At 61.2% G+C, this 11,742-nt stretch carries 10 protein-coding genes; 4 read left to right on the plus strand and 6 right to left on the minus strand.

The window, feature by feature from the left end; translation table 11 throughout:
- Positions 1 to 62 precede the first annotated feature (62 nt).
- Genes hemH through HJ583_RS10315 form a run of 3 tightly spaced genes read left to right on the plus strand, consistent with a single transcriptional unit; the run spans position 63 to position 3,009 of the window.
- Positions 63 to 1,160, plus strand: a complete 1,098-nt coding sequence (gene hemH, locus HJ583_RS10305) for a ferrochelatase (RefSeq protein WP_170021826.1) — start codon at positions 63 to 65, stop codon at positions 1,158 to 1,160.
- A complete protein-coding gene (locus HJ583_RS10310) occupies positions 1,157 to 1,528 on the plus strand; it encodes a phage holin family protein (protein WP_170021827.1) in 372 nt (123 codons plus the stop codon). The genes hemH and HJ583_RS10310 overlap by 4 nt, the downstream gene beginning before the upstream one ends.
- Positions 1,525 to 3,009 (plus strand): tetratricopeptide repeat protein, encoded by a 1,485-nt coding sequence (locus tag HJ583_RS10315; RefSeq protein ID WP_170021828.1) that lies wholly within the window; start codon positions 1,525 to 1,527, stop codon positions 3,007 to 3,009. Before HJ583_RS10310 ends, HJ583_RS10315 begins: the two co-directional genes overlap by 4 nt.
- On the opposite strand, the gene HJ583_RS10320 is transcribed toward HJ583_RS10315, so the two are convergent.
- From HJ583_RS10320 to HJ583_RS10330, 3 genes are all read right to left on the minus strand, one after another.
- Positions 2,991 to 4,601 (minus strand): NAD+ synthase, encoded by a 1,611-nt coding sequence (locus HJ583_RS10320; protein ID WP_170021829.1) that lies wholly within the window; start codon positions 4,599 to 4,601, stop codon positions 2,991 to 2,993. The genes HJ583_RS10315 and HJ583_RS10320 overlap by 19 nt on opposite strands.
- A 241-nt stretch (positions 4,602 to 4,842) precedes the next feature.
- A complete protein-coding gene (pntB, locus tag HJ583_RS10325; RefSeq protein WP_170021830.1) occupies positions 4,843 to 6,261 on the minus strand; it encodes a Re/Si-specific NAD(P)(+) transhydrogenase subunit beta in 1,419 nt (472 codons plus the stop codon).
- Positions 6,262 to 6,274: 13 nt separating this feature from the next.
- Entirely contained in the window at positions 6,275 to 7,864 is a 1,590-nt protein-coding gene (locus tag HJ583_RS10330) for a Re/Si-specific NAD(P)(+) transhydrogenase subunit alpha (RefSeq protein ID WP_170021831.1), read from the minus strand.
- A 401-nt stretch (positions 7,865 to 8,265) separates the two neighbouring features.
- Here HJ583_RS10330 and corA point away from each other — a divergent pair, with 401 nt between their 5' ends.
- The gene (gene corA / locus HJ583_RS10335; protein ID WP_170021832.1) at positions 8,266 to 9,369 is read left to right on the plus strand and encodes a magnesium/cobalt transporter CorA; all 1,104 of its coding nucleotides are present in this window, start codon (positions 8,266 to 8,268) and stop codon (positions 9,367 to 9,369) included.
- An 87-nt stretch (positions 9,370 to 9,456) separates the two neighbouring features.
- Here the strand turns inward: corA and phaR are convergent, their stop codons facing one another.
- From phaR to phbB (HJ583_RS10350), 3 genes are all read right to left on the minus strand, one after another.
- On the minus strand, positions 9,457 to 10,005 hold the full coding sequence (gene phaR / locus HJ583_RS10340; RefSeq protein WP_170021833.1) for a polyhydroxyalkanoate synthesis repressor PhaR: 549 nt from the start codon (positions 10,003 to 10,005) through the stop codon (positions 9,457 to 9,459).
- Between the two features lie 139 nt (positions 10,006 to 10,144).
- Entirely contained in the window at positions 10,145 to 10,885 is a 741-nt protein-coding gene (gene phbB, locus HJ583_RS10345) for a beta-ketoacyl-ACP reductase (RefSeq protein ID WP_101942770.1), read from the minus strand.
- A gap of 90 nt (positions 10,886 to 10,975) precedes the next feature.
- Positions 10,976 to 11,716 carry an acetoacetyl-CoA reductase gene (phbB, locus tag HJ583_RS10350; RefSeq protein WP_101942415.1) on the minus strand — a complete coding sequence of 247 codons (741 nt, stop codon included), beginning with the start codon at positions 11,714 to 11,716 and terminating at the stop codon, positions 10,976 to 10,978.
- Between the last annotated feature and the right edge of the window lie 26 nt (positions 11,717 to 11,742).

Below are 11,742 nucleotides of genomic sequence, written 5' to 3' on the forward strand. Positions count from 1 at the left end.
CCTCGAAAACGCCAAACTCCGGCAACTGCCGGCATAAAGGCAATCGATTGCACAGGATCACCATGCCCCGCTTTCTGCAAGAGCCTGAATTCACGCATGGCAGCACACCACGTACCGGCGTGCTGCTGATCAATCTCGGCACTCCGGCCGCGCCGACTGCCAAGGCAGTGCGCCCCTACCTCAAACAGTTCCTGTCCGACCCGCGTGTGGTCGAAATTCCGCGCGCGCTGTGGTGGCTGATCCTCAACGGCATCATCCTGAATACTCGCCCCAAAAAATCAGCTGCCAAGTACGCCACGGTGTGGAGCAAGGAAGGCTCGCCGCTGCGCGTACATACCGAGAAACAGGCCAAACTGCTCGCCGGCTATCTGCTCCAGGCCGGCCACCCTGATGTGCAGGTGGAATGGGCCATGCGCTATGGGCAGCCTGATGTCGAGGGGGCGCTGATGCGCCTCAAAACACGCGGCTGCACGCGCATCCTGGTGCTGCCGCTCTACCCGCAATATGCCGCCAGCACCACCGCCAGCGCCTTCGACGCGGTCGCCGCCGCCGCAATGAAGATCCGCAATCTGCCCGAGCTGCGCTTCGTGCGCAGCTTCCACGACCACCCTGACTACATCCGTGCACTGGGCCAGCGCATTGCTGCGCACTGGCAGCAGCACGGCGTGCCGGACAAGCTCGTGATGAGCTTCCACGGCACCCCACGCTTCTCATTGGACCGCGGCGACCCCTACCACTGCGAGTGCCACAAGACCGCGCGCCTGCTCGCCGAATACCTCTCGCTCAAGCCCGAGCAGTACCTCGTCACCTTCCAGTCCCGCTTCGGTCGCGCCGAATGGCTGCAGCCCTATACCGAACCCAGCCTGCAGAAACTCGCCCGCGAAGGCGTGAAGACTGTTGACGTGGTTTGCCCCGGCTTCGTGTCCGACTGCCTCGAAACGCTTGAAGAAATCGCCATGGAATGCAAGGCCGCTTTCCTCAACGCTGGCGGCAGGGAATTCCGCTACGTGCCCTGCCTGAACGAAGAGCCGGAGTTCATCGGCGCGCTGCGCAACATCACCCGCAGCCACATGCAGGACTGGCTCGCTGCGCCCACTCCCTCTCCCGCGGCACTCGCCGCCAGCAAGGCCTGCGCTCAGGCACAAGGAGCCAAACAATGATGACCCTGTTGCGCTGGGCGCTGAACGCCGTCGCCCTGATGCTCGTTCCCGAGCTCGTCTCCAGCATCCATGTGAGCAGCTACACGGCAGCGCTGATCGCCGCCATCATCATTGGCCTACTCAATGCGCTGGTCCGCCCGATATTGATCGTGCTGACCCTGCCGATTACCGCACTGACGCTGGGCTTCTTCATTCTGGTCATCAACGCCCTGCTGTTCTGGCTCGCTTCCGAGCTCGTCGGCGGTTTCCAGGTTGGGGGCTTCTGGTCCGCGATGTGGGGCGCGCTGGTCTATAGCCTGCTGACCTGGCTGGTCAGCCTGGCGCTGGGCGAGAAGCCGTCTCAGCGCAGCAGCGGGCCGCGCCTGTGAGCCGCGCCGACCTGCTCGCCGCCGTGCAGGCCGAAGAGCGCGGCGATCTCGAAGCCGCAGTGGCGGCATATGCAAATGTACTTGAACAGCAACCTGACTGCGTCGAAGCACTCAGCAATCTAGGCGCCATCTGCGTGCGCGCCGGCCAGCCCGAGGAAGCCCTCAATTTCTACACGCAGGCCCTGAGTCACCAACCCGGCTTCCGCCCGGCACGCCTGAACCTGGCCCGTACGCTGGCTCAGCTTGGCCGGCCCGATGAAGCCGACATGCACTACCGTCAGGCCTTGGCACAGGAAGCCAGCCCTGCCCTGCAGGTCGAACGATTGCAGCAGCTCGTGACCGCAGGACGCCTGCAGCAGGCCTGCGCGGAAGCCGAGACGGCCTGCGCCAGCTCGCCGGAGGAAGCCGGCCTCTGGCAGGTCGTGGGCAACGCCCGGCTCTACCAGAATCAGCCCGAGGCCGCCGAAGCCGCCTACCGTCGGGCACTGGAGATAGAAGGCTCCGCCCGGGCGCGTGCCAACCTGGCCATGACCCTGCTCGCCCAGGGCCGCTTCGATGAAGCCTGGCCTTATTACGAAGCCCGTCATGACAGCAGCCTGCTGGCTCATGACGCCGTGCGCTTTACCGAATATCCATGGCCACGCTGGCAAGGCGAAGCACTGGCAGGCAAGCGCATCCTGCTGATGGGTGAACAGGGGCTGGGCGACCAGATCCAGTTCGCCCGCTTCATCGAACCGCTGGCGGCCAGCGGCGCACACGTTGAGCTGGTCTGCCGCGCCGGCCTGCGCTGCCTGCTGGGCAGCGCGCCGGGACTGCAAGCCTGTCATGCCGAAGCCCCCATGGCCGAGCACTTCGACTACTGGTCGCCACTGCTGAGCCTGCCCCTTCATCTGGACGACAAGAACCCGCTGCGAACCTGGCAATACCCCTATCTGCAGGCAGACGCGGGAAAGCGCCAGCACTGGCGCAAACAGCTTGCCGAATGGGCCGGGCAGAAGAAAAAGATCGGCGTGGCCTGGCGCGGTGCGGCGGGCAATGCCAGCAACCGCATGCGCTCCATCGCCACGGAAGAAATCCTCGAACTACCGCGCCGGCTCGGCGCACAGGCCATGTTCTTCAGCCTGCAGAAGGATGACGCCAGCTCGGGCGAACTGGACCAGCTCTGCCGCGGCGGCATCATCCCGCTCGGCGACATGCAGCAGGACTTCTCCGATACCGCCGCGCTGGCCTGCGAGCTGGATCTGATCATCGCGGTGGACACCTCGGTGGCGCACGCCGCAGGCGCCTTGGGCTGCTCGCTGCACATCCTGCTCGCACCAGGCCTCGAATGGCGTTGGGGCAAGCCCGGCAGTCCACACAGCGAGCTCTACCCGAGCGCTCGCCTGCACTGGAAAGACAGCGCCGAAGGCAGCTGGAACCCGCTCCTCTCAAAGCTGTGCGAGGAGCTGGCCAGGGTCTGGGCTCAGAACTCGTCGGCGTAGCGATTGGTGATCGGGCAGCGCCAGTCGCGCCCGAAGCCGCGCTGGGTCACACGGATGCCAACCGGCGCCTGACGGCGCTTGTACTCGTTCCGGCGCAGCATTCCGATCACCCGGCGCACGTCATGCTCGCTGTAACCAGCGGCGATGATTTCGCGTGGCGATTCGTTGCGCTCCATGTAGGCCTCGATGATCGCGTCGAGCACTTCATACGGCGGCAGCGAGTCCTGATCCTTCTGATCAGGTTTGAGCTCGGCCGAGGGCGCGCGGGTGAGGATGTTCTGCGGAATCACGTATGACAGGCTGTTGCGATAGGCGCACAGGCGATAGACGAAGGTCTTGAGGATGTCCTTGATGACCGCAAAACCGCCGGCCATGTCGCCATACAGCGTGGCATAGCCCACCGCCATCTCGCTCTTGTTGCCAGTGGTCAGCACAATGCTGCCGAACTTGTTGGACAGTGCCATCAGACTCATGCCACGGATGCGCGCCTGCAGGTTCTCTTCAGTGGTATCCGCGCCGCGCCCCTCGAACAAGGGCGTCAGCATGCTCTCGAAAGTATCCATCGCCGGCTGGATCGCCAGTTCGTCGTAGCGCACACCCAGGAGTTTCACCATCTCGCGCGAATCGTCGAGACTCATCTGTGCCGTGTAGGGAGACGGCATCATCACCGCGCGCACCTTGTCGGCCCCCAGTGCATCCACCGCAATGGCCAGCGTCAGGGCCGAATCCACGCCGCCGGAGAGACCCAGCAGCGCGCCCGGGAAACGGTTCTTGCCGATGTAGTCGCGCACGCCAAGCTTGAGCGCCGCATAGACCTCGGCTTCCACCGAAGCACGTGCCACCTTCACACTGCTCGCGAACTTGCCACCCGCGAAGTCGACGATATCCACGCGCGCCTCGAAGGCCGGCGCCTGATAGCTCAGCGCGCCATTCGCATCCAGCGCGAAGGAGCCACCGTCGAAGACCAGTTCGTCCTGCCCGCCGACCAGGTTGCAGTACAGCACGCCGATGCCAGCCTCCTGCACCCGCTCGCGCAGCACCTCGTGGCGCTGAGCCTGCTTCTCCATGTGGTAGGGCGATGCGTTGAGCACCAGCAGCACTTCGGCGCCAGCGGCCCGGGCGGCAGCTGCGGTGCCAGCTTCCCACACGTCTGCACAGATGTTGATGCCCACCTTCACACCCTGCACCTCGATCACGCAGGCGTCCTCACCAGGGGCGAAGTAGCGCACTTCGTCGAACACTTCGTAATTCGGCAGGCGGTTCTTGCGGTAGCTCGTCAACACCTTGCCGTCGCGCAACAGGGAGGCTGCGTTATACGCCTCGCCATCTGCAAACAGCGGATGGCCGACCAGCACGTCGATTCCGGCACAAGCTTCGGCCAGGGCACTCAGCTCGCGTTCGCAGGCGAAGTAGAAGTCTTCGCGCAGCAGCAGGTCTTCCGGCGGATAGCCACATAGTGCCAGCTCCGGCGTGAGCACTAGATGTGCGCCGGCAGCCCGCGCGGACAAGGCCGCCTCGCGGATCAGGGCCACATTACCGGGCAGATCACCCACGGTGCAGTTGAGCTGGGCGACGGCGATTCGAAGAGTCATTTTCGGTGAAGATCAGCGTGGAATCAGGGCAGAACTATACCGCTCCTGCTGCGCGCCCAAAAGCATAAAGCCGGCCCTTCGAACACCATAGCCTGGATGCAGCGCAGCGGAATCCGGGAACTGCGACGCGAGGCCCGCCCCAGACTCCGGCTGCGCCTGCATCAAGGCTACCCACTCCATACCCCAAAAAAAGCAGAAAGCCGGCACAAGGCCGGCTTTCCGTGAGTCATGCAGATGCGGATCAGGACTTCAGGCTAACCAGAACTTCATCCAGCATCTTCTTGGCGTCACCGAACAGCATGCGGTTGTTGTCCTTGTAGAAGAGCGGGTTATCCACGCCAGCGTAACCGGAAGCCATCGAACGCTTCATCACGATGCTGGTCTTGGCTTTCCATACTTCCAGCACCGGCATGCCGGCGATCGGGCTCGTCGGGTCCTCTTGCGCAGCCGGGTTCACGATGTCGTTGGCGCCAATCACCATGGCCACGTCGGTTTCCGGGAAGTCCTCGTTGATCTCATCCATTTCCATCACGATGTCGTAGGGCACCTTGGCTTCAGCCAGCAGCACATTCATGTGGCCTGGCATGCGGCCCGCCACCGGATGAATCGCAAAGCGCACGTTGACACCCTTTTCACGCAGGTGCGAAGTAATCTCGAACACAGTGTGCTGGGCCTGCGCCACGGCCATGCCGTAGCCCGGCACGATCACCACGTTCTTGGCTTCGCGCAGCAGTTCAGCCGTTTCGCCTGCCAGGATCGGGCTCACCTCACCCACCGGCTCGGCGCTGGCACCAGCGGCCTTGGGAGCGGGCGAACCGCCATCGGAACCGAAACCACCCGCGATCACGCTGATGAAGTTGCGGTTCATGGCCGAACACATGATGTACGACAGGATCGCTCCGGAGGAGCCCACCAGCGCGCCGGTCACGATCAAGAGATCGTTGCTCAGCATGAAGCCGGTGGCCGCAGCCGCCCAACCCGAGTAGCTGTTGAGCATCGACACCACAACAGGCATGTCGGCGCCACCAATGGCCATCACCATATGGATGCCGAACAGCAAGGCCACCACCGTCATCACGATCAGCGGCAGCATGCCGGCTTCCACGGTTTCGGCATGCAGGAAGGCGTAGCCGAAATAGATCACGACCAGGAGGCCGATCAGGTTGATGAAGTGACGCCCCGGCAGCAGCAGCGGCTTGCCACCGACCTTGCCGGAGAGCTTGCCGAAGGCGATCACCGACCCCGAGAAGGTCACCGCGCCGATCAGGATGCCAACATAGATCTCGATCTCGTGGATGGCCTTCTCGGCACCGGTGAAGGCAATCGAGGTGTCGATATAGCTGGCAAAACCCACGAGACAGGCTGCCAGACCGACCAGACTGTGCATGAACGCGACGAGTTCGGGCATTTGCGTCATCTTGACGACGCGCGCCAGATAAACCCCGATCACGCCACCGAGGGCCATCGCGCCAATGATCCAGGGCAGGCCCAGCGAAGCCACACGCGGGCCGAACACTGTTGCCAGCACCGCGATGGTCATGCCGATCATGCCGTAGAGATTGCCGCGACGTGCGGTTTCCTGGTTGGACAGGCCGCCCAGACACAGGATGAAGAGAATGGTTGCTCCGAGGTAGGAGACCGTAGCCAGACTTGCAGACATTCTTCAATTCTCCTTATTTGCGGAACATCGCCAGCATGCGCTGGGTCACGGCGAAGCCGCCGAACATATTGATGGTGGCAAGCACGATGGCACCCACGGCGAGCCAGCGGATCACTTCATCCGGGCGCGAAATATCCGCCGTCAGCGGCGGCGCGATCTGCACCAGGGCGCCAATCGCGATGATGCTGGAGACCGCATTGGTCACGCTCATCAGCGGCGTATGCAGCGCCGGCTTCACGTTCCACACCACCATGTAACCGACAAAGCAGGCCAGCACGAAGACGGTGAAGTGGCCCAGAAAGGCTGCCGGTGCATTGGCGCCAATGATCCAGAACAGGGCGGCCGCGATACCGAACATGACCGCCATCTTCTGATGCGACATCGGCTCGGACGGCTCGCCGTGACCATGTGAGGACTTCTTCGCCACCGGAGCCACCGCAGCCGCCGGCTTGGCCGCTGCGGCGGGAATCTTCGGTGCGGGCGCCGGCCAGGTAATTTCGCCATCCTTGATGACGGTGAGGCCGCGGATGGCGTCGTCTTCGAAGTTGACGTTGATGAGGCCGTCCTTGGTCTTGCACAGTTCTTCGGTCAGGCGGAACAGGTTGGTCGCGTACAGCGTCGAAGACTGGCGGGACAAGCGGCTCACCAGATCGGTGTAACCGATGATGGTCACGCCATGACGCACCACGGCTTCGCCCGGCACAGTCAGCTCACAGTTGCCGCCCTGCTCGGCCGCCATGTCGACGATCACGCTGCCCGGCTTCATTGACTGCACCATCTCGGCAGTAATGAGCTTGGGGGCTGGCTTGCCCGGAATCAGCGCAGTGGTGATGATGATGTCGACTTCACGCGCCTGCTTGGCATACATCTCGCGCTGCGCCTGCTGGAAGCCTTCGGACATGACTTTGGCGTAGCCGCCACCGCCCGAGCCTTCTTCCTCGTAATCGACCTTGACGAACTCACCACCGAGCGATTTCACCTGATCGGCCACTTCGGCACGTGTGTCGTTGGCGCGCACGATGGCGCCCAGACCTGCCGCGGTACCGATGGCGGCCAGACCGGCCACGCCGGCACCGGCGATGAAGACCTTGGCGGGCGGCACCTTGCCGGCGGCGGTGATCTGACCATTGAAGAAGCGACCGAAACCGTTGGCGGCTTCGATGACTGCACGATAACCCGCGACGCCGGCCTGTGAGGTCAGCGCATCCATCTTCTGCGCGCGGGAGAGTTGGCGCGGCAAAGCATCAATCGCCAGTACGGTGACCTTCTTGGCGGCAAGCTTCTGCATCAGCTCGGGGTTCTGCGCCGGCCAGATGAAGGAAATCAGCGTGCTGCCTGCGCGCATCAGCTCGACTTCTGCATCGCTCGGGCCACGCACCTTGAACACGATATCGGCCTCTGACCACAACTGCGCAGCACTTCCGGCGATTTCGGCACCCGCGACACGGTAGGCATCATCGCTGAAGTTCGCCAGCTCACCGGCGCCTGATTCAACAACAACCCTGAAGCCCAGCTTGATCAGCTTTTCTACGACATCTGGAACAGTCGCGACGCGTTTCTCCCCTGCAAAAACTTCCCGAGGCACCCCTATAAGCAGTGACATGCTCTGTTCTCCGTTAACGTCCAGATAGAAAATAAACCCGTTCACCTTGGCGACTGGGCGGGCATGCGGCAATCCGCACCCACACCACAAAGTCGATGTACTCGCCTGTTTTGCCAGCGGATCGTCAAACCAAGCTTTTAGACAATGCTGAACGAAGGCAAAACTCAGGCCATGCTTGTTCCAACTCTTGGCTGCGACGCCATTACATTCAAGATGCAGTGCCTTGGAGACGAGGGTTTTTAAGCTTCACTCTTGGCGTGCATACTCAGCCCAGTAAAGTCAGCGCCTCAGTCTTCCCGCCAGCCTGCCAAACCCTTCTTGAAAACTCCCAAAAAACCCCTGATGCTAAGAGGGCTGCAAGGCGTGCATGATACTGTGCAATGCCGAATCCGGATGATGCCATGCACAAACAGAGCGAACGCAAAACCAGACGCCGTCGTACGCCTTACGCCAGCAAGATCGGGCTGGCGCCGGGCAGTATCGTTCATATCGGTGACGTCAAGGTTGATCAGACCAGCTTCTGCGTCTTCGACTACGACGCCAGCGCCTTGCGCGAAATCTCATTTTCCACACTGGACGAGTCCCGCCAGCAGAAGCGTGAAAACAGGTGGATCTGGCTCAACGTGCACGGCGTGCACGAGCCGGCGGTGATGGAGGAGATCGGGCGCCGCTTCAATCTGCACCCGCTGGTGCTGGAAGACATCGCCAATACCCACCAGCGCCCCAAGCTCGACGATTACGAACACTATGCCTTCATAGTGCTACGCAGCTTCCGCTACGACGAAACACAGCACGACGCCTGTTCCGACCAGGTCAGCCTGATCGTGGGTGAGGATTTCGTCCTGAGCTTCCAGGAGCGCTCGTCCGGCCTCTTCGATCCGATCCGCAACCGCCTGCGCAAGAGCATCGGTTCCTTGCGTAGCGGCGGCCCGGACGCCTTGTTGCATGCCCTCATCGATGCTGTGGTCGACCAGTATTTCGTGGTCGTCGAATCGCTCGCCAACGATATCGAGGATCTTGAAGACAGCCTGATCGCCGGGACCGGCAAGCACTCGATCGAAGACATCAACCATTTCAAGCGAGAAACCCTCGAAATCCGCCGTGCCGTGTGGCCCTTGCGCGAAGTGCTGGGCAGCCTGTTGCGGATGCCCGGCGCAGTTCTGAACAAGGACACGGAGTTGTACTTCCGTGATGTCTACGATCACGCCGTGCACGTCATTGAGCAGCTCGATTCACTGCGCGAACTGATCGGTGGCTTGATGGACATTCACCTGTCCTCGGTCAGCAACCGGCTGAATGCGGAAGTACGCATGCTCACCGTAATCACCACCCTGTTCGCTCCCGCCACCCTGCTGACAGGCTTCTTCGGCATGAATTTTCACTACCTGCCGCTGCTGGAAGACCACGAAGGCTGGCTGATAGTGCTCATCATGATCGCGGTCGCCGGCGCCGGCCTGATCCTGGCCCTCTTCTGGCGGCGCTGGTGGGTGCGCACCAATGCCTGACGCTGTCGCAACGACAATGCTGTAAACGCAAACTGCCGGGCTCCTCACAGAGACCGGCAGTCACAAGTACGCAACAGCTTGCGCAGTTTATTTCTTGTCTGCTTCGTTCCCCGGGAACGGAAAGGTGGTGAACATGCTGCGCGTCTGGCTCTCGATCTGCTCCTGCATCTGCGAGAACATGCGCTTGCTCTGCTCCATGTAGGTCCCCATCATGCTCTGCATGGCCGGACCCTGGAAATTCAGGAACTGAGTCCACATATCCTTGCTCATCGGGCTGTTTTCACCATACAGGCCCTTGGTCTGCTCCTGCAGCTTGGCCTGCATGTCGGAGAAGGACTTGATGTTGTTTTCCAGATAGCGGCCCATGAAACCCTGCATGGCATTGCCATAGAAACGGATCATCTGGGCCAGCAGATCGCTGGTAAACATCGGCGCCCCGCCACTTTCCTCTTCAAGAATGATCTGCAGCAGGATGCTGCGGGTAATGTCTTCGCCGGACTTGGCATCCACAACCTGAAAGGTTTCCTGGCCGAGTACCAGATCGCGCACATCTGCGAGGGTGATGTAACAACTGGAAGCCGTATCGTAGAGACGACGGTTGGGATATTTCTTGATCAGTCGAAGCTGTTCGGCCATGTTGCGTTGTCCCCTGCTTGTATGTGTATGGGCAGAAGGTTCCACTTCCGGCACCGGAACCTTGCGCTGGATTATAGCAGCGCACAAAAACAACCCCGCCTGAAGCTGCGGGGTTGTTGTGCGCAATGCCACACACCGCTCAACACATGTGCAGGCCGCCGTTGATATTGATCGTCGCGCCGGTGATGAAACCGGCTTTGTCGGAAGCCAGGTAGGCACACAGATCACCGATTTCATCCGGGCGGCCAAGGCGCCCCACCGGGATCGTGGCAACGATCTGTTCGCGTACTTCTTCCTTGATGGCCATAACCATCTCGGTACCGATGTAGCCCGGGGCAATCGCATTCACCGTCACGCCCTTCTTGGCCACCTCCTGCGCCAGCGCCTTGGTAATGCCGAGGATGCCAGCCTTGGCGGCGGAGTAGTTGGCCTGACCAAACTGCCCCTTTACGCCATTCACAGATGAGATATTGACCACACGCCCGAAACCACGCTCGGCCATCAGCGGCAGCAAGGGATGGGTCACATTGAACACTGAATCTAGATTGGTGGACATCACGGCATCCCACTGGCCCTTGTCCATCTTGCGGAACATGGCATCGCGGGTGATACCGGCGTTGTTGACCAATACATCGATCTGGCCGATCTCGGCTTCGATCTTCTTGATCATCGCGGCGCACTGATCGTAGTCAGTTACATCAGCCTCTGCGATCTGGAAGTCATAGCCTTCGGATTTGCACTTGGCGACCCACTCAGCGGCAGGTGGAAAAGCTGGCAGACAGTTGGCGACCACTTTCCAGCCATCATTTGCCAGCGATTTGCAGATTGCTGTTCCCAGACCACCCATGCCACCGGTTACCAGAGCCACGTTCTTAGCCATTTGCATTCACCTCTCTAGTTGAAAGCCAGGGAGGCGCGAGGAATTCGCGCCCCAACTCCATTGCACCGTGGCAGCCGCCGCGGCACGACATCAATACATGTGCTGACCACCGTTGATCGAAATGTTGGCTCCGGTCAGGAAAGCCGCTTCATCAGAGGCCAGATAGGCCACCAGCCCTGCGACCTCTTCCGGCTTTCCCAGACGAGTCACCGGAATCTGCGGCAGAATCTTGGACTCAAGAATTTCATTGGGAATCGCCGTCACCATCTTGGTGCCGATGTAGCCCGGCGAAATGGTATTCACCGTCACGCCGTGCTTGGCCACTTCGAGCGCCAGTGCCTTGGTGAATCCATGCATGCCGGCCTTGGCTGCGGAGTAGTTGGTCTGGCCGAAAGCGCCTTTCTGGCCGTTGACCGAAGACACGTTGATCACGCGCCCCCACTTGCGGGCCATCATGCCGTCCATGACCTGCTTGGTCATGTTGAAAACTGAATCCAGGTTGGTGTGCAGCACAGCATCCCAGTCCGACTTGGTCATTTTCTTGAAGGTCATGTCGCGCGTAATGCCGGCGTTGTTGACCAACACATCAACCAGACCGACCTCCTTCTCCACCTGGGCCACACAAGCCTTGCAGGAATCGAAATCGGTGACATCGCAGGGCACTCCGATAAAGCCATAGCCCAAGTGATGCATCTTGGTCAGCCACTCTTCTGCCGAGGTGTTGTTGGGGGAGTAGGTGGTCACCACCCGGTAGCCGAGGGCCGCCATCTTCATGCAGATGGCTTCACCCAAGCCGCCCATACCGCCGGTGATCAGTGCTACGTGAGGCATTCAGTTCTCCTTTTGTCATCAGGCAT

This window comes from Uliginosibacterium aquaticum, assembly GCF_012972705.2.
GTDB classification, from domain to species: domain Bacteria; phylum Pseudomonadota; class Gammaproteobacteria; order Burkholderiales; family Rhodocyclaceae; genus Uliginosibacterium; species Uliginosibacterium aquaticum.

Excerpts from the sequence above, each read along its gene's own strand:
- hemH (WP_170021826.1), top strand. The coding sequence starts at position 63 with ATGCCCCGCTTTCTGCAAGAGCCTGAATTCACGCATGGCAGCACACCA.
- phbB (WP_101942415.1), bottom strand. The coding sequence starts at position 11,716 with ATGCCTCACGTAGCACTGATCACCGGCGGTATGGGCGGCTTGGGTGAA.
- HJ583_RS10330 (WP_170021831.1), bottom strand. The coding sequence starts at position 7,864 with ATGTCACTGCTTATAGGGGTGCCTCGGGAAGTTTTTGCAGGGGAGAAA.
- phaR (WP_170021833.1), bottom strand. The coding sequence starts at position 10,005 with ATGGCCGAACAGCTTCGACTGATCAAGAAATATCCCAACCGTCGTCTC.
- pntB (WP_170021830.1), bottom strand. The coding sequence starts at position 6,261 with ATGTCTGCAAGTCTGGCTACGGTCTCCTACCTCGGAGCAACCATTCTC.
- phbB (WP_101942770.1), bottom strand. The coding sequence starts at position 10,885 with ATGGCTAAGAACGTGGCTCTGGTAACCGGTGGCATGGGTGGTCTGGGA.
- HJ583_RS10310 (WP_170021827.1), top strand. The coding sequence starts at position 1,157 with ATGATGACCCTGTTGCGCTGGGCGCTGAACGCCGTCGCCCTGATGCTC.
- corA (WP_170021832.1), top strand. The coding sequence starts at position 8,266 with ATGCACAAACAGAGCGAACGCAAAACCAGACGCCGTCGTACGCCTTAC.
- HJ583_RS10320 (WP_170021829.1), bottom strand. The coding sequence starts at position 4,601 with ATGACTCTTCGAATCGCCGTCGCCCAGCTCAACTGCACCGTGGGTGAT.